The sequence below is a fragment of the Pseudomonas putida genome, from assembly GCF_028682635.1.
GTDB lineage: Bacteria > Pseudomonadota > Gammaproteobacteria > Pseudomonadales > Pseudomonadaceae > Aquipseudomonas > Aquipseudomonas putida_AE.
In genome coordinates this window covers 19,537-37,412 of the sequence record NZ_JANHLK010000013.1, presented here as the reverse complement: position 1 = coordinate 37,412, position 17,876 = coordinate 19,537, and the positions used below count along the sequence as shown (strand labels likewise).

Sequence of the window (17,876 nt, the reverse complement as noted above, 5' to 3'; positions counted from 1 at the left end):
CGACCTGTTTACGCTGAACGCGAACCCTCGACAGTTTTCTGTTGAACGAGTGTTCAGCTTGGACTATGTTCGTTCCACCTTCTCTCCCGGCTGGTTGCGGGCTTGCGTTTCTTCATATTGAACGAGGCACTGGCATGCGGTTTTCACCCTTTGTTGAGCGGACGCCCGGTGTTGGCACCGCGGATTTTCCCGCCGCCGATTTCATCACCGAGGCCGCTCTTGATGTGCCAGCTGAAGGTGACACACACAACAGCGAATCTACCGACCGACTTGCCTTGCGCGAAGCGCTTGCCGACCACTACGGCAAGCAGCTCAATCGAGAGCCGAAGACCGCGAGCGTGATCACGCTGGACGGGGCGCAGAACGCCTTGTTTGTCACGTCGATGTGCCTGCTGGCCGCAGGTGACGAGGTGATTGTCCTCGATCCGATGGTCCTGACCTGTGAGGCGTCGCTCAAGGCCTGCGGCGTCAAGCTGGTGCAGGTGGCGATCTCGGCGGATGCCACAGCGCTGGCCAAGGCGATTACCCCGCGGACCCGGGCAATTTACCTGTCCGGCCCGAAGCGCAACCCTGAAGCCTTGCAAGCCATCGCCGGACTCGCCATCGCCCATGACCTGTGGTTGGTGATCGACGAGGTCCATGACGAACTGACGCTGCAGCACCCGCATCTGAGTCTCGCGGCAGCGCCGGGCATGGCCGAGCGTTGCGTGGTGATCGGCAGCCTGGCGAAATCCCACCCGATGGCCGATTGGGCCATGGCCTGGATCGTCGCTGATCCCGCCCTGGTCGCGCATGCCGAGTCCCTGGTATTGGCCAAGGCCTCCCAGCGTATCCGCGATTTTGTCCAGGCGTTGCAAGCGCCAGCACCCAAGCCTGTGATCAGCCGCGTGTCGAGCGAACCGGTCAGGGAGCCGGTCACTGCGCGAACCATGATCGAAGTCGACCGCCTGCACAAACGTTTTGGCAACATCGAGGTGCTCAAGGGCGTGTCCCTGACGGCCCGCGAAGGCGAGGTAATCTCGCTGATCGGCGCCAGCGGCTCGGGCAAAAGCACCTTGCTGCGCTGCATCAACATGCTCGAAGTGCCGGACCAGGGGCGCATCCTGGTGGACGGCGAAAGCATTCACCTGAACCACACCCGCCCCGGCGCACCGCTGGTGGCTGACGCCAAACAGCTGGTGCGCATCCGCTCGAGCCTGGGCATGGTGTTCCAGAATTTCAACCTCTGGCCCCATCGCACGGTGCTGGAAAACCTCATCGAAGCGCCGACCCAGGTCCTTCGTGAGAGCAAGGCGGAGGCCACCGAACGTGCCGAAGCCTTGCTCGATCGGGTGGGCCTTGCGGCCAAGCGCAACGAATACCCGGCGTTTCTCTCCGGGGGACAGCAACAACGGGTGGCCATCGCCCGGGCCCTGGCCATGCGGCCCAAGGTCATGCTGTTCGATGAACCCACCTCGGCACTCGACCCGGAACTGGTCGGGGAAGTGCTGCGGGTGATCCGCTCTCTCGCCGAAGAAGGTCGGACCATGATCCTGGTAACCCATGAAATGGCCTTCGCCCGCGATGTCTCGTCCAAAGTCGCCTTTCTGCATCAAGGGCTGATCGAGGAAACCGGTTCGCCGGACGAAGTGTTCGTACACCCACGCAGCGAGCGTTGCCGGCAATTCGTCAACGCTCATCAAACTCGCTAACACCAATAAAAAGACGGGAAAACACCATGGGAAATCGACGTTTTGCACACTGGTTGACCGGCGCCGGCTGTTTGCTGCTGGCCGCCATGAGTTCGGCACAAGCCCAGCCGATCCGCTTCGCGGTCGCCGCCGAACCCTATCCGCCGTACACCGAGAAACAGGCCAACGGCGAGTGGAAGGGCTTTGAAGTGGACCTGATCCACAAGCTGTGCAGCGAAATGAAAGCCGAGTGCGAGATCAAGGAAGTGGCGTGGGACGGGATCATTCCGTCGCTGCTGGCGAAGAAGATCGACGTGATTTTTTCCTCGATGTCGGTGACCCAGGAGCGGGAAAAACAGATCGCCTTCAGCAAGGCGTACTACGACTCGGTCATCGCCGTGGTCGGTCCCAAGGACGCTTCGGTGAAGAAGTACCCGGACGACCTCAAGGGCAAGACCATCGGTGTGCAGAACTCCACGGTCAGCGCCAGCTACCTGAAGACCTACTACGAAAAAATCGCCGACGTGAAGTACTACGACACCCAGGACTCGGCCAACGCCGACCTGATTGCCGGGCGCCTCGACCTGATGATGGCCGACGGCACCGCCATGGCCGCCTTCGTCAAGACCCCCGACGCCAAGGACCTGGCCTACCTCGGCGCCGTGCCGTACGACCCGATCTTCGGCAAGGGCGTGGGCGCCGGCCTGCGCAAGGATGACACCGAACTCAAGGCCAAACTCGACAAGGCCATCCAGGAGCTGCTGGCGAGCAAGGACTATGACGATTTGTCCCAGAGCTACTTCGGCACGAGCGTGAAGCCGGCGTTCTGATTTGCCGGATCTGTACACAGACCCTGTGGGAGCCAGCCTGCTGGCGATGAGGGCATTACAGTCGACATCGATGTTGACTGAACCACCGCTATCGCGAGCAGGCTCGCTCCCACAAGGGATCGCGTGCGCCACTGGAGACTCAAATGCCAGCAATGTTCGATTTGATCAGTTTCAGCGAGCAGGGATGGGGCACGGCGCTGCTCAAGGGCCTGTGGATGACCCTGCAGATCTCCGCCGGGGCCTTCGTGGTCGGGCTGGCCATCGGCCTGGTGGTGGCCTGCCTCAAGTTGGGCGGACCAAGACCCGTTGCAGCGCTGGCTCGCGGCTACACGACCTTGTTCCGCGCGGTGCCGGAGCTGTTGCTGATCCTGTTGCTGTACTACGTCGGCTCCATGCTGCTCAACTCGCTGATGGCAACCCTGGGTTACGACGCGGTGAATGTCAGCGGGCCGCTGGCGGCGATCGTGGTGCTGGGCCTGGTACAGGGCGCCTACGCGTCGGAGATTTTCCGGGCGGCGATCCAGGCCATTCCCTTCGGCCAGATCGAAGCGGCGAAAGCCTTCGGCCTGCACGGTTTCGGTCTGTTCCGGCGCGTCACGCTGCCGATCATGGCGCCCTACGCGATGGCGGGGATGGCCAACCTGTGGATCAATCTGATCAAGGACAGCGCCCTGATCAGCGTGGTCGGCACCAACGAGCTGTTGTACACCGCCCGGCAAGGGGCGGGTTCGACGCGTCATTACCTGTTGTTCTACCTCACGGCCGCGGCGCTGTACTACGCGGTGACGCTGGCGTCCAACTACCTGTCGGGACGGCTCGAGCGACGCATTCGTCGCTGGATGCCTCTTGCTGACTAAATCGGCAGAGAGAATGAAATGATTCCAGCGTGGATAGTTGAATACGCGTCGCTGCTGGTCCGAGGGCTGCAGACGACCCTTTTGATCCTGGTGATTTCCAGTGTGTTCGGTTTTGTCCTGGCGGTGCTGGTGGCGCTGGCGCGGATCTCGAAGAACACGGTCATCGCCAAGCTCAGCCTGTTCTACACCAGCGTGACCCGCGGCACCCCCTTGCTGATCCAGATCTACATTTTCTACTACGGCCTGGGCAGCCTGTTTGCGCAGTTCCCGCTGATTCGCGGCAGTTTCCTCTGGCCGTACCTGCGTGACGGCTACTGGTACATCGTGTTCGCCCTGGTGGTGTCGGTGGGGGCCTATGTCGGCGAAGTGATCCGCGGTGGCCTGCTGGCGGTGCCCAAAGGCGAAATGGAAGCGGCTTCGGCGTTTGGCATGACCCCGCGCCAGACCCTGTTGCGGGTGCGCTTGCCCCGGGCACTGCGCCTGCTGTTGCCGACGCTGGCCGGGGAAACCGTGATGCTGCTCAAATCCACGGCCCTGGCCTCGACCATTGCCGTAATCGATCTGTTGGGCGCGGCCAACGTGGTGCGCGCGCAAACCCTGCAAGTGTATGAGCCGTTGCTGCTGGTGGCCGGTGTCTACGTGTGCCTGACGTTCCTGATCGAGGCGCTGTTCGCCTTCTTCGAGCGCCGTGGCACCCCGGTTCGCAGGTCCGCCTGATGAAAAGCACGCCAATGGTTGACCGCTCCTTGCAAGGCATTGGCCTGTGCACCCTGGGCTACGCGTTCCTGTCCTTGCAGGACGCCGGCATCAAGTGGCTGGTGGCCGATTATTCGGTGTTCACCATCCTGTTCTGGCGCGCCCTGGTGGTGGTGCTCGCCTGTTTGCTGATCGGGCGCCTGCAACTGGTGCGGCGTGCCTGGCGCTCGTCCAGCCGGCGACTGCTGGTGGTGCGCGGCCTGCTGTCGATCGCGGCCTGGCTGCTGTACTACACGGCGGCCCGCGACCTGACCCTGGCGGAGATGACCACCCTGTATTTCTCGGCGCCAATCATGGTCACGGTGCTGGCGACGGCGATTCTCAAGGAACGGGTCAACGGCTGGCAGTGGTTCACCCTGATCATCGGGTTTATCGGGGTGGTGATCGCCTGTCGCCCGAGCAACATGGCCGATCCGCTGCCCATTGTCCTGACGCTGCTGGCGGCGATGTGCTGGGCGTTCACCTATATCCAGTTGCGCCAGGTCGATGAGCAGACCTCGGTGCTGGAGCAGATGCTGATCACCAATGTGGTGTTTGTGATCTGCATGGCGCTGGCGTTGCCCTGGACCCACACCCCGGCACCGGTTCCAGCCTGGCTGGGCATGCTCGGCGCCGGCCTGATGGGCGGCATCGGCCAGTTCCTGCTGTTCGCCAGTTTCCAGCGCGCCACCGCGACCGTGCTGGCGCCGTTCGAGTACACCGGGCTGATCTGGGCCTTCCTGCTGTCGAGCCTGATCTGGGGCACGCTGATGGATGTGTCGTTGATGATCGGCGCCGGGTTGATCGCAGTCAGCGGCACCCTGGCGATGATTTTCGGTCGGCACCCGTCGCAGGACGTCGTCGGCGCCGAATGTTCCGTGTCGCAACCCCTTTATCCCGAAGCGGACGAGATCAAACCCGATGGCGGCCGGACGGGTGTCGCGGATCAATGACAGGAGGACAAACGGATGGCGCAGGATATTTCGTTCAGCGTTCGCAACAACAATGGCGATCCGGTGCAGGTCGGAGTCTGGCGCTTCGAGGGTTCCAAAGGTGGACCGAAGGTGCACTTGCAGGCCGGGGTGCATGCCGATGAAATCGCCGGCATGCTGGTGCTGCATCTGTTGATGCAACGCCTTGAAGCGGCTGAGTCGCAAGGCCGGCTCAAAGGCAGCGTGACGGTGGTGCCACAGGCCAACCCGCTGGGCATCGGCCAGTTTCGCCAGGGGCGGATTCTTGGGCGCTATCACGATGCGACCGGGCATAACTTCAACCGGGGTTTCGATCAGTCGGCCGCGATGCAGCGACCTTCGACCGCTGTCCAGGTGTGGCAACAGAAACTGGTGCAACTGGCGGCGCCGGCGGATGTGGTGCTGGACCTGCACACCGATGACGAGGCGCTGCCCTACCTTTATGTGCACCGCAGTTTCTGGCCCCGTGGCCGTGAACTGGCGGCGGCGCTGCGCATGGACGTGGCGATCATCTGGGATGACGGCGACGATGGCTCCTTCGAGGAAACCATCATTGCACCCTGGCTGCGCGAGGGCACGACCGCGCACCGCATGGCCGCGACCCTGGAGCTGCGCGGGCAGGGCGACGTCAGCGACCGTTTCGCCGCACAGGATGCCCAGGGGCTTTACGCCTGGCTCTGCGCTTATGGGGTGATCGACGAAGGGGCGGCGCCCGCCGACTGGCCGGTCGAGGCGGTGGAGATGGGCCACATGGAGACCGTTCTTGCGCCGCAGCCTGGGGTGCTGATCTTCGAGAAGGAGCTGGGCGATCGGGTCGAGCAAGGTCAGCGCTTCGCACGCATCCTGCGCCGCCCCGGCGATCCGTCCTCCGAAGTGGTGCTGTATGCCGAGCAGACCGGGCGCCTGGTCACACGCTATCGCGATCGCCTGATCGCCCAGGGCATGGGGGTGGCGAAGTTCACCGGCAGCCGCCCGTCGCGCAACTGGAGCGGTGGGTTACTCGACCCCAACTGAGTGGCGCCTATCTGACAACCGCTCATCGCTGGACTACGCTGCGATACGTACCCCTGTCCAGAACCCTGTGACGTAAGGAAATCGATGCATGCGGAGCAGGCTGCTCACCCCATTGATCGTCATGTTCGCGATGTGTTGGTCGGTACTGCTGTGGGCCGAGGACGCGGCGAAACCGCTGGATCCTGCACCTACGCCAGCGGAACTGAAAATCGCCAATCGCAGCATCATGGTGTTTCGCGGCGCGCTGCTGGGTGAAACGCCGCAGACCCGGGTCAAGCGGGCCAGGACAGCGATCAACGAAGCACTGGATGACGCGGACGACCTGCGGGTCACCCTCGATGCCATCCAGGACAGCTACCTGGTGCTGCTGGGTGCCAAGCGCGCCTTTATCGTGTCCCCAAAGGATGTCGATGCCAGCGAGTTCGAATCGGTCAGGCAGGCGGCAGAAAGTGCCGCCGACAAGCTGCGCCAGGTGGTGGCCGAAACCGGGGAAGCCCGCAGCCTGCATCTGATTTTCCGGTCACTGGCGGGCGCAGCGATTGCCACCGGTATTTATTTCGCCTTGCTCTGGGGCATGGCCTACCTGCGCCGCCGCTTGCTGAAGAAACTGCCGGACCTGATGCACCGGCACACCCAGGCCCTGAAAGTCGGGCGGGTGCAGGTGCTCGATGCCAACTACCTGTATCCGCTGGTCAGCCGCTTGCTGGGGTTACTGCGCTGGCTGGTCGTGCTGTTGCTGACTTACGAATGGCTGGGTTTTGTCCTGTCGCGGTTTCCCTACACCAGGCCTTGGGGTGAAAGCCTCAACAACTACCTGCTGGAAGTCGCGGGTTACTTGTTCGAGGGTATCGTCGGCGCCATACCGGGACTGGGCGTGGCCCTGGCAATCTTCTTCATTGCCCGGGGCACCACGGCCTTTGCCCGACGGATCCTGCGGCGCATGGCCACGCCCGGCACCTTCAGCTGGTTGAACCAGGAAACCTTGCAACCGACCCAACGGCTGACGTCGCTGGCCATCTGGCTGTTCGCCCTGGCGATGGCCTATCCCTACCTGCCGGGCGCTGGCACCGATGCGTTCAAGGGGCTGTCGGTGCTGATCGGCCTGATGATTTCCCTGGGCGCTACCAGTGTGGTCGGGCAGGCGGCGGCCGGTTTGATCCTGACCTACACCCGCACCTTGCGCCCCGGCGAGTTCGTGCGCATTGGCGAATACGAAGGCACGGTGACTGAACTGGGCATGTTCACCACGCGCATTCGTACCGGCCTGGGGGAGGTGCTGACGCTGCCCAATTCAATGATCACCGCCACCGTCACCAAGAACTATTCGCGCACCGTGCAAGGCCCGGGTTACGTGGTCGACACTGTGGTGACCATCGGCTACGACACGCCGTGGCGCCAGGTCGAAGCGATGCTGCTGGAAGCGGCCCGGCGCACCCCCGGCGTCCTCACTGATCCACCGGCGCAGGTGTTCCAGACGGCCCTGTCGGATTTCTATCCCGAATACCGCCTCGTGGCCCAGGCCATCCCCAGCCAGCCACGCCCGCGCGCGGTGTTGTTGAGCATGTTGCACGCCAATATCCAGGATGTGTTCAATGAGTACGAGGTGCAGATCATGTCGCCGCACTATCTGGGCGACCCGGACTTTGAGAAGCGGGTGCCCAGGGACCAGTGGTATGCCGCCCCGGCGCAGAAAGAAGGGCAGCGCTGAGGTGGGCCGCGAGTGACCAGACGCCACCGTGCTTTCGCCGGTTTCATTCTCCTGGCCGTAGGCCTGATGGGCATGTCTGCGCTGTTGTTGCTCAAGTCCGAGACGCAACGGCGGGAAACGCGTTTTTCCGAATACGTGCAGAACATTTCCGGCATCGTGCGCAATCAGCTCGACACCAACGAAGCGGTACTGGCCGGGTTTTCCGCTTTTCTCCAGGCGGTCGACCAAAGCGACACCGAAGCGGCGGCGCGTTATGCCGCCGCGGTGATGTCGGCGTACCCGCATCTGTACATGCTCGAAGCGGCACGCGCGGTGCCGGTGGCCGAGCAGGCAGCCTTCGAAGCGCTGCTGCGCCGCACCTGGCGACCGGACTTCACCCTCAAGGATTTTCCCACCCTGACCCGGCAACCCGCCCGGCACCAGGCCTTTCTGCGCGAGACCTGGCCGGTGCTGTTCATGTACCCGGTGCTGTCGGAGGCCAATGCGATCTACGGTGTCAGGCTGGAAACCGTCGGCTATCTGTCCCATGCGCTGGCCCGCACCTACAACAATCCCAAGCCGGTGGTCTCGCCGGTGTTCTCGATGTACGAGGGCGGCGATGCGTTCATTCTGATGCAATCGGTCAACCGGCCTGAACGGGTGCGCGAAAGCTCCCGACCGAATTTCTTTGGCAGCACCATGGTCGCCTTGCTGTTGATCAGGACCGGCTCGCTGCTGGATGCCGTGATTCATGCCAACGTCGACTCGCGGGTGCACATTCGCGCGGTGCTGCAGACCGCCGCCGGCACGGAAAGCCATGTCTTCGCCACGGGGACCTCGGATGCCGGATTGATCGATGGTTTTTTCCTGCCCCTGCTTGAAGAACGGGTGGAGATTCACAGTGCCTCGCAGCCGATGACGTTGCTGTTCGAGCGTCAGTTGCGCCTGGCCGACGTCCTGACCGGGCAAGCCTTGGCACTCCTGGCGATACTGGGTGCGGCGTTCGTGTTGATCCCGCTGCTGCTGATCCGGCATTTCAAGGCGCTCGAGCGGGCAGACGCCGAGCACCAGCGCTCGGCTTACCTGGCCACCCATGATGTGCTCACCGATCTGCCCAACCGCTACCTGTTTGCCGAACGCTTCGAGCAGGCGCTGTCCCGCTGGAAGGGCGACCGGGTGTCGTTTGCGGTGCTGTTGATCGACCTGGATCATTTCAAGGACATCAATGACCGCTACGGCCATGAGGTCGGCGATCAGGTCTTGCGGGCGTTGGCCAGTCGCATGCTGGGGGCCACGCGTACGGGGGACACGGTTGCCCGCTATGGCGGCGATGAGTTCGTGGTGCTGGTCACCGACCTGGCCGACCCGGATATGGCCGAGGTCAAGGCTTCGAAGATGTTCGAGGCGATTGGTCAGTCAATCGTTACCAGTGCGGGGGAGATTTCACTCTCGTGCAGTATCGGCATTGCCCTGTGTCCGTTGCATGGGCAGACGCTCGACACCTTGCTCAAGGCGGCTGACCAGGCGATGTATGGGGTCAAGCAACTGGGACGAAAGGGCATTGCCGTGACCAGGGCCCTGTAAGTGCTGGCTTGCCAGCGAAGGCGGCCTCCCACGGGGGCACCCCGGTCAAGCTGTAGGAGCTGGCTTGCCAGCAATGGTCGTCAACGATGACGCGAACTGTCTGAATGACTGCGTTGTCCAGACGTTTTTCGCGAGCAAGCTCGCTCCTACAGGAGCGAACGCCGCCAGATCAATGCCTGCACTCCGACAACACCACCTGGCAGGTACGGGGTGTGCCACCCGACCGGCCGGCATAACGTATGCAGTTATTCAAGGATTTCTGCCGCGCGATGCTCAAGGTGTTGCCCCAGGCGAGACCACCCTCGCCGGCAGTGGGCAGTGCCTTGGCATAGCAGCTTGAGCCCATGTTCGAGGCCGAGTAGCGGGCCGTGGAGGACTTGCCTGAACATCCCGCCGTCAGCACCAGGTTGATGGCGATAAGGGAGGGCAGGACCCATGACATGCATTGGCTCGCGGTGATTGCGGTCATCCCGTTTCCCCTGGATCAGGCGGCTGGAAACCTGTGGTGTGCCTGATCAGTCTAGACGGCCGGGGCCCCGGCGGGCGTGCGGCCGATCAACAGTCATGGCGCCCTTGTCGCATGGATTTGAAATGCACGGCATTACCCGACAGAATCGCCTCCGTTTCGGCCAAAGGTGCCGGACGTTCGCGGTGAAAAAGGGGCTGCAGTTGAACGAACAGACATTGTCCATGCGCCTGGAGCGCGTGGCGGCGCATGTGCCCGTCGGGGCGCGCCTGGCAGATATCGGCTCGGATCACGGCTACCTGCCGGTGGCGTTGATGCGCCGTGGTGTCATCGCAGCGGCGGTGGCCGGCGAGGTGGCGTTGACGCCGTTCCACGCGGCCGAACGCACCGTGCGCGAGAGTGGCCAGGCGCAACGGATCACCGTACGCCAGGCCAATGGCCTGGCGGCGATCGAGCCGGGAGACGGGATCACGGCGATCACCCTGTGCGGCATGGGTGGCGAGACGATCCGCGACATCCTCGACAGCGGCAAGGCACACCTTAGCGGCCAGGAACGCCTGATCCTGCAACCCAATGGCGGCGAACAGCCCCTGCGGCAATGGCTGATGGACAATGGCTATCGCATCCTCTGCGAGGAAGTGCTGCGGGAAAATCGCTTCGACTACGAAATCATCGTCGCCGAGCGTACCGGACCGGTGGTGTATAGCGCCGAGGAGCTGTACTTCGGCCCGCTGCAGATACAGGCCCGCAGCCCGGCGTTCCTGGTCAAGTGGCAGCGAATGCTGCGCGTGAAGCAAAAGACCCTGAGCCATTTCGGCCGGGCGCGGCAGGCGGTGCCTGAGGACAAGGTGCAGGAGATTGCACGGCAGGCCCGGTGGATCACCGAGCTGCTGGCTTGAGCCTAGTACCGCGTGCTTTCACGCAACTGCGCCGGACTCACGCCAAGGCGCTGCTTGAAAGCGGTCGTCATGTGCGCCTGGGAGTTGAAACCGCAGGCGTGGGCGATCTCCGCCAGCCGCGCGGTCGAGTCGCGCATCAGGGTCCGCGCCTTGGCGAGGCGGCGGTCGATCAGGTAACTGTGGGGGCTTCTACCCGTCGCGGTCTTGAAGGCCCGCATGAAATAGCCTTCGGACAATCCGAGCAACTGCGCCATCGCCTGTACACCCAGCGGACCGCCGAGGCCGGCGTCGATGAATTCATCGAGCAAGCGCATGCGGCTGGCGGTTATCGAGCCCTGCAGCGGTGCCGATAGCGCTTCGTTACCCTGGGCCCGTTCAGCCAATGCGAGGGCCCACGCTTCCCAATCGTCCGCCACTCTGGGCTGCAAAAGCGCGCCACGCATGCGTAGGGCGAGGGCGGTCGCTTGCGGATCGATGCGATTGTTGAAGGCACGATGCCCCGGCAGCGCCAAACCGTCGGTGCGCAGCACCCGCAGGTACTCACCGCCCGTGGGGGATTCGGACAACACATCACACCCCGCAGGGACAAACGCCAGGCCGTTGGGCATCGCGACGAAGGGCAACACCCGATCGCTGCCGATGGCGTGCAGGCCTTGCTGGCTGTCGAAAGCGAAGCCAATTGCCGACTGGGTCGCGACATAGCGGGTCGCGTAGGCGCTGCCGGGCAGTAGTTCGATCGCCCAGGGCCCGGCCTCGATGCGGCGCACCGGTTCAGACGGGAAGGGTGGTTGCTGGCGGTTGTGACGGTTCATGAACACCATAGTAGAGAAAAGAGGCCGCAAAAGTCAGGTCGGTTTTCTGAAAGCCGGCCAGTGGCGCCCGTGTCTACACTGGGCAACACCTCAGGGAGACGCCTCATGTACAGACTGACTCGCGACGATATCGAACAAGCTGCCGGCCTGGTCTACCAGGTAATGCCTGCCACCGCGCAGTACGCCTGGCCCTTGCTGGCCGAGCGGTTGGGTTGCACGGTGTGGGTCAAGCACGAAAACCACACGCCTACCGGTGCCTTCAAGGTGCGAGGCGGCATTACTTTCATGCACTGGCTAAAGCGCACCCATCCCGAGGCGCAGGGCATTGTCACCGCTACCCGCGGCAACCATGGCCAGAGCCTGGCGCTGGCGGCGACCGCACTGGGTTTGCGCTCGCTGATTGTCGTGCCGCAGGGAAACTCACTGGAGAAGAACAATGCCATGCGCGGCTTTGGCGGTGAAGTGGTCGAGTATGGTCGCGATTTCGATGAGGCCCGGGAAGAGGCCGCCCGCTTGGCGAGCGCCCATGGCCTCTACCTGGTGCCGCCGTTCCACACCGAACTGGTCAAAGGCGTGGCCACCTATGCGCTCGAGCTGTTCAAGGCCGCGCCGGATCTGGATACCGTCTACGTGCCGATTGGCTGTGGCTCGGGCATCTGCGCGGTCATCGCCGCCCGCGATGCGCTGGGCCTGAAAACCGAGGTGGTGGGCGTGGTTTCAAGTGAAGCGGCGGCCGCGAAGTTGTCGTTTGAAGCGGGTGCAATATGCGAAACCGCGTCAGCCGACACCTTTGCCGACGGCCTGGCCGTGCGCAAGCCCATTGCTGAAGCCTTTGCCGTCTACGCGCGAGGTGCGGCGCGGATCGTGTCGGTCACAGACGCGCAGATTGCCGAGGCCATGTGCGTGTATTACACCGATACCCACAATCTCGCCGAAGGGGCAGGCGCGGCGGCCCTGGCAGCGCTTATACAGGAGCGTGAAACGATGGGGGGCAAAAGGGTGGGTGTGATTCTGTCCGGGGGGAACATCGACAGATCAGTGTATGCGCGAGTGATTGGGTGACGGCAATTGGCGTTGTACACAAATGCCGTGCCTGGCACATCCCCTGTCTGGGGCGTCCTACTGCCATCGCCGGCAGGCAGGCTCCCACAATTGGTCGGCGTCGTTCACAAATTCCGTGCTTGGCGAAGATCTCGGGTCTGACGAAGATCCCCTGTAGGAGCTGGCTTGCCAGCGAAAGCGGTCTGACATCCAACATCGATGTCGACTGACCCGCCGCCTTCGCTGGCAAGCCAGCTCCTACAGTTGATCGGGTCGTACTCAAATTCCGTGCCTGGCAAAAATTCCCTGTGGGAGCTGGCCTGCCGGCGATGGCGACCTCACAGCCAAGCAATTGCTCGCGGCTGTACCGGATGCACTGTAGGAGCTGGCTTGCCAGCGAAAGCGGTCTGACATTCAACATCGATGTCGACTGCCCCGGCGCCTTCGCTGGCAAGCCAGCTCCTACAGTTGATCGGGTCGTACTCAAATTCCGTGCCTGGCAAAAATTCCCTGTGGGAGCTGGCCTGCCGGCGATGGCGACCTCACAGCCAAGCAATTGCTCGCGGCTGTACCGGATGCACTGTAGGAGCTGGCTTGCCAGCGATAGCGGTCTGACATCCAACATCGATGTCGACTGACCCGGCGCCTTCGCTGGCAAGCCAGCTCCTACAGTTGATCGGCGTTGTACACAAATGCCGTGCCTGGCACATCCCCTGTCTGGGGCGTCCTACTGCCATCGCCGGCAGGCCGGCTCCCACAATTGGTCGGCGTCGTTCACAAATTCCGTGCTTGGCGAAGATCTCGGGTCTGACGAAGATCCCCTGTAGGAGCTGGCTTGCCAGCGAAAGCGGTCTGACATTCAACATCGATGTCGACTGCCCCGGCGCCTTCGCTGGCAAGCCAGCTCCTACAGTTGATCGGCGTTGTACGCAAATGCCGTGCCTGGCACATCCCCTGTCTGAGGCGTCCTACTTGCGTTTTTTCGTCGAAGGTTTCTTCAGCTCGAACATCAGCATCGAGCGGCCCGTTACCTGATACTCATCGCCAAACGAAAACGATTCCCCAGGGTCGAGCTGCGCCTGGTTGGTGTCCAGCTGCAAAATCCACTGTTGGCCCTGTGGCACTTCCGGCAGGGTGAAATTCACCACGTCGTGATGGGCGTTGACGATGATCAGCAGCGATTTATCCACGCCTTCGCGGCGAATGCCGCTGGTCTGGGTACGTCCATCGAGCAGGATTCCCATGCAGCGGTTACTGCCGTCATGCCACTGTTCCACACCCATTTCCTCGCCACCCGGCTGCAGCCAGCTGACGTCCTTGACGCCCAGGCTTTCGTCGTATTCGCCGGTGAAGAAACGATTTCGCCGCAGCAATGGGTGGCGGTTGCGCAGCTCGATGAGGTAGCGGACAAACTCTTGCAGCTCGCTGCTTTGTTCACTCACATTCCAGTCTATCCAGCCGATCTCGCTGTCCTGGCAGTAGGCATTGTTGCTGCCGCCCTGGGTCCGGGCGAACTCGTCTCCCGCCAGGAGCATGGGCGTACCCTGTGCAAGGAACAACGTGGCGAGCAGGTTGCGCATCTGCCGATAGCGCAGTTCGATGATCTCAGGGTCCTCGGTAGGCCCCTCGACCCCGCAGTTCCACGACCTGTTATCGGAGTGCCCATCGCGGTTGTCTTCTCCGTTGGCCTCGTTGTGCTTTTCGTTGTAGGAGACCAGGTCATTGAGGGTAAAGCCGTCATGGGCGGTGATGAAATTGACCGATGAAGCCGGCTTGCGACCACGCCGATTGAACTGCTCGCCCGAGCCGAGAAAGATCTTGGCGAAGTCGCCCAGCATGTCATCGTCGCCTTTCCAGAAGGCACGGGAGACATCCCGGAACTTGTCGTTCCACTCCATCCACCCCGGCGGGAAGTTGCCGACCTGATAACCGCCAGGGCCACAGTCCCAAGGTTCGGCGACCAGCTTGACCTTGGCCAGGACCGGGTCCTGGCGACAGGCATCGAGAAAGCCACCGCCCTCACTGAATCCTTCAGGCTCGCGACCGAGGATGGTCGCCAGATCGAATCTGAACCCGTCCACGCCCATCTCTGAGCTCCAGTATCTCAAGGAGTCAGTCACCATCTGCAATACGCAAGGGTGGCTCATGTTGAGTGTGTTGCCCGTACCGGTGTCGTTGATGTAGTAGCGCGCATCGTCGGGCATCAGTCGATAGTAGCTGGCGTTGTCGATGCCTTTGAGCGACAGGGTCGGCCCCATCTCGTTGCCTTCGGCCGTGTGGTTGTAGACCACATCGAGGATCACCTCCAGCCCGGCCTTGTGAAAGCGCGAGACCATGATCTTGAACTCGCCGATCGACTGACCCGCCATGTAGCGCGCATGGGGGGCAAAGAAGCCCAGGGTGTTGTAGCCCCAGTAATTGCGCAGGCCTTTTTCCAGCAGGTGGTTGTCATCGAGGAAGTAATGCACGGGCATCAGTTCCACGGAGGTCACGCCGAGTGAGCGGATGTATTCCACCACGTCGTTCTGGTGGAAAGCGGCGAAGGTGCCACGATCAGGCTCTGGCACCGAAGGATGACGTTTGCTGAAGCCGCGCACGTGGGTTTCGTAGAAAACCGTATTTTCCCAAGGCACGTTGGGTTTTGCGCTATTGCCCCAGGTGAAGGCCGGGTCGATGACCCTGCAGCGGGGCATGAAAGGTGCGCTGTCGCGTTCATCGAATGACAGGTCGCCGTCTGCATGGCCGACGGTGTAGCCAAACAGCGCATCGTCCCATTGCAGTTCACCCGAGATCTGCTTGGCGTAGGGGTCGATCAGCAATTTGTTGGGGTTGAATCGATGACCATTGGCCGGATCGTAGGGGCCATGCACCCGATAGCCATACAGCGTTCCAGGCCGGGCGTCGGGCAGGTAGCCGTGCCAGATCTCGTTGGTGAATTCCGGCAGGGCGATGCGCTCGATTTCTGCCTGGCCGTCGGCGTCGAACAGGCACAGTTCGACCTTCGTGGCATTCGCGGAAAAAATCGCGAAGTTGACGCCCGAGCCGTCCCACGTTGCGCCCAACGGATAGGGCAGCCCCTCGCTGACACGGCTGGCGGGACGTTCTTGGCTTGATGCACTGTCGCTCTGTGGTTGATCCGTCATGATCAAGCGCTCCGGAGTAGGTTCTGGGATGGATGACCAACGCGGTCTACCGATAGAAGCCTGCGGCGCGCAACAGTTCAGGAAATTTGCTGCCCGATCGAGATGTACCTCTCACTCATCATTCTGTTGGAACTCCCCATGACGTCGCTCCGTCATCAGCAGTAGGGGGGCTGCGGCTGATTCGTGGCGAACCCTGCTAACGCTTTTTCTTCAATCAGAAGGCGAGGGACGACATGAATACTGCAGACAGCACGACCGGGAGCCAGGCAGACAAACCCGACTCCCCAGACTTTCAACACCTCAAGGAAAACGTAACGGAGGCGCTTGGCGGAGCAAGGCAGCAGGCGGATGAACAGTTTGGCCAATACCGTGACACGGCAGCAGACCAGATAGAGGCACTGGCCGAAGGGGCAAAATCCTTCGTTTCAGAACTGCAGGACAAGGACAGGCTGGGCATGTCCGACTACCTCGCGGACATGGCGGAGTCCATGAGCGGGCTGGCGGGCAATCTGCGCGGGAAAAGTGCGGAACAGCTGCTGCATGACGGCGCCGAACTGGCGCGCAACAACCCGGCATTGTTCATTGCCGGCAGCATTGCGCTGGGCTTTGGCCTGTCGCGTTTTCTCAAGGCCGGGGCCGCGCCGGCGGCGACGCTCAGCGATGCTGGCGACCCGGCAGCAGGGCATTCAATGCCGCCGTCAGGTGGATTCGGCGCGCAACGCCCCTACGAAACCTCCGTTCCATCACGTACTGATGAAAATCCTGGCCTGGCCACCGGCATCACGCCAGCCTCGCCGAATGCACAGGATCATCCATCAGACTTCGCAACGAATTCGACACCCGCTTCCACACCCTATAAAGGAGCGCTGTGATGAACAGAGAAGATCAAGATTTGCCGGGCGTCAGACCGGTGCCCACCCCGGAGCCTGACGCTTCGGTCGTCGGCCTGCTGCGTCAGCTGACTCGCGAAGTGCCGGCGCTGTTCACCAAGGAACTGGCGTTGGCCAAGGCCGAGCTGCAGGAGAGCCTCACGACGCTGAAGGCCGGCATTGCCGGTGTCGCCGGTGGTGCGATCGTGCTGCTGGCGGGGTTCATCATCCTGCTGATGTCCGCTGTCTACGCCTTGAGCATGTTCATGGCGCCGTGGTTGGCTGCGCTCATCGTTGGTGTCGTGGTGATGATCGTGGGGTTCGCCATGCTGCAGTCCGGAAAAAAACAGTTCGAGCCGTCCCACTTCAAGCCAGATCGCACGCTGGACGCCTTGAACAAAGACCAGGAAGCGCTGCGGAGGAAAGTCTCATGACCACTGAATTCGACATCGAGTCGCAAAAAAGCCCCGAGACCATCGAGCGGGAAATCGATGCCCAGCGTGCCAGCATCGGCAACATCGTCGACGCGCTGGAAAGCAAATTCACCCCGGGACAGTTTTTCGACCAGGCGTTGTCGTTCATGCAGAGCAACGGCACGACGTTCCTGAGCAACCTGGGCACCAGCGTTCGCAACAATCCCGTCCCGGCGGTAGTGACGTCGGTGGGTCTGTTATGGCTGATGATGAGCCAGAACCGTCCGCCGACTCCTCGTCCGGCTTATCCCGTAGCCCCCACACGGAACAAGGTCGGGGAGTGGACCGAAGGCCTGGGCGAGGGCATCGACAGTGCGCGCGAGCACTTGCACGAGACGGCGGACACCTTGAAGGAGGGCTACCAGAGTGTGAAAGACAAAGCGGCGCACCTGGGCGACAACCTGGGCGCTGCCAGCGAAAACATCAGCCATGCCATGCATGACGCCAGCGACCGCCTGGTGCGCAGTACGCAGGTGATGAGCAATCAAGTCAGCCAGTTGCTCAAGGAACAGCCGCTGATGGTTGCCGCCGCGGGCATCGCCTTGGGAGCCATGCTGGGGGCGGCGTTACCCTCGACGGCCACCGAGCAGCGCTACATGGGCAAGACCAGCGCCGGGCTGGCCGACAAGGTCAAGCAGCAGGCGCGGGAGGGCTACGAAGCGGTCCGCGATACAGTGACTAAAACCACGGAAAACGCGGAAGTGGAGAAGCCGCAAGGGAATGGCCACTCAGTAGCCAGTCAACCGGCCGATCTGTCCCGTGGACTGGGGACGTCGTAAGGCGTCGCGTGCAAAGCGGGAGGTCGAATGCCGGCCTCCCTTTTTG

At 62.4% G+C, this 17,876-nt stretch carries 16 protein-coding genes; 13 read left to right on the top strand and 3 right to left on the bottom strand.

Annotated features, from left to right (window positions below):
* The first annotated feature begins 134 nt into the window (after nt 1-134).
* From NPS56_RS17395 to NPS56_RS17360, 8 genes are all read left to right on the top strand, one after another.
* Nucleotides 135-1,691: an aminotransferase class I/II-fold pyridoxal phosphate-dependent enzyme gene (locus NPS56_RS17395; RefSeq protein WP_274075731.1), complete on the top strand. Its 1,557-nt coding sequence runs from the start codon at nt 135-137 to the stop codon at nt 1,689-1,691.
* Nucleotides 1,692-1,717: 26 nt separating this feature from the next.
* Nucleotides 1,718-2,500: a transporter substrate-binding domain-containing protein gene (locus NPS56_RS17390; protein ID WP_274075730.1), complete on the top strand. Its 783-nt coding sequence runs from the start codon at nt 1,718-1,720 to the stop codon at nt 2,498-2,500.
* Between the two features lie 143 nt (nt 2,501-2,643).
* Complete coding sequence (locus NPS56_RS17385; RefSeq protein ID WP_274075729.1) at nt 2,644-3,357, top strand: ABC transporter permease; 714 nt, start codon at nt 2,644-2,646, stop codon at nt 3,355-3,357.
* Nucleotides 3,358-3,375: 18 nt separating this feature from the next.
* A complete protein-coding gene (locus NPS56_RS17380; protein ID WP_274075728.1) occupies nt 3,376-4,074 on the top strand; it encodes an ABC transporter permease in 699 nt (232 codons plus the stop codon).
* Nucleotides 4,074-5,045: a DMT family transporter gene (locus tag NPS56_RS17375; RefSeq protein ID WP_274075727.1), complete on the top strand. Its 972-nt coding sequence runs from the start codon at nt 4,074-4,076 to the stop codon at nt 5,043-5,045. The genes NPS56_RS17380 and NPS56_RS17375 overlap by 1 nt, the downstream gene beginning before the upstream one ends.
* A gap of 15 nt (nt 5,046-5,060) precedes the next feature.
* Entirely contained in the window at nt 5,061-6,077 is a 1,017-nt protein-coding gene (locus NPS56_RS17370; RefSeq protein ID WP_274075726.1) for a succinylglutamate desuccinylase/aspartoacylase domain-containing protein, read from the top strand.
* 88 nt (nt 6,078-6,165) lie between these two features.
* Entirely contained in the window at nt 6,166-7,785 is a 1,620-nt protein-coding gene (locus NPS56_RS17365) for a mechanosensitive ion channel family protein (protein ID WP_274075725.1), read from the top strand.
* Between the two features lie 66 nt (nt 7,786-7,851).
* The gene (locus NPS56_RS17360; RefSeq protein WP_425313634.1) at nt 7,852-9,348 is read left to right on the top strand and encodes a diguanylate cyclase domain-containing protein; all 1,497 of its coding nucleotides are present in this window, start codon (nt 7,852-7,854) and stop codon (nt 9,346-9,348) included.
* 169 nt (nt 9,349-9,517) lie between these two features.
* Here NPS56_RS17360 and NPS56_RS17355 read toward each other — a convergent pair whose 3' ends face one another.
* Nucleotides 9,518-9,817 carry a hypothetical protein gene (locus tag NPS56_RS17355; protein ID WP_274075723.1) on the bottom strand — a complete coding sequence of 100 codons (300 nt, stop codon included), beginning with the start codon at nt 9,815-9,817 and terminating at the stop codon, nt 9,518-9,520.
* Nucleotides 9,818-10,017: 200 nt separating this feature from the next.
* Between NPS56_RS17355 and NPS56_RS17350 the strand changes: the two genes are divergently transcribed.
* Nucleotides 10,018-10,713 (top strand): tRNA (adenine(22)-N(1))-methyltransferase, encoded by a 696-nt coding sequence (locus NPS56_RS17350; RefSeq protein WP_274075722.1) that lies wholly within the window; start codon nt 10,018-10,020, stop codon nt 10,711-10,713.
* A 2-nt stretch (nt 10,714-10,715) separates the two neighbouring features.
* Here NPS56_RS17350 and NPS56_RS17345 read toward each other — a convergent pair whose 3' ends face one another.
* A complete protein-coding gene (locus tag NPS56_RS17345; RefSeq protein WP_274075721.1) occupies nt 10,716-11,534 on the bottom strand; it encodes a helix-turn-helix transcriptional regulator in 819 nt (272 codons plus the stop codon).
* A gap of 96 nt (nt 11,535-11,630) precedes the next feature.
* Here NPS56_RS17345 and NPS56_RS17340 point away from each other — a divergent pair, with 96 nt between their 5' ends.
* Nucleotides 11,631-12,587, top strand: coding sequence for a threonine dehydratase (locus NPS56_RS17340; RefSeq protein WP_274075720.1), 957 nt, complete (start codon nt 11,631-11,633; stop codon nt 12,585-12,587).
* Nucleotides 12,588-13,534: 947 nt separating this feature from the next.
* On the opposite strand, the gene glgX is transcribed toward NPS56_RS17340, so the two are convergent.
* A complete protein-coding gene (gene glgX, locus NPS56_RS17335; RefSeq protein WP_274075719.1) occupies nt 13,535-15,709 on the bottom strand; it encodes a glycogen debranching protein GlgX in 2,175 nt (724 codons plus the stop codon).
* A gap of 233 nt (nt 15,710-15,942) precedes the next feature.
* On the opposite strand from glgX, the gene NPS56_RS17330 reads away from it, so the two are divergent.
* The 3 genes from NPS56_RS17330 to NPS56_RS17320 are packed head-to-tail and all read left to right on the top strand — an operon-like array spanning nt 15,943 to nt 17,830.
* The gene (locus NPS56_RS17330) at nt 15,943-16,581 is read left to right on the top strand and encodes a hypothetical protein (protein WP_274075718.1); all 639 of its coding nucleotides are present in this window, start codon (nt 15,943-15,945) and stop codon (nt 16,579-16,581) included.
* The gene (locus NPS56_RS17325) at nt 16,581-17,012 is read left to right on the top strand and encodes a phage holin family protein (protein WP_274075717.1); all 432 of its coding nucleotides are present in this window, start codon (nt 16,581-16,583) and stop codon (nt 17,010-17,012) included. Before NPS56_RS17330 ends, NPS56_RS17325 begins: the two co-directional genes overlap by 1 nt.
* Entirely contained in the window at nt 17,009-17,830 is an 822-nt protein-coding gene (locus tag NPS56_RS17320; RefSeq protein WP_274075716.1) for a DUF3618 domain-containing protein, read from the top strand. The genes NPS56_RS17325 and NPS56_RS17320 overlap by 4 nt, the downstream gene beginning before the upstream one ends.
* Nucleotides 17,831-17,876 lie beyond the last annotated feature (46 nt).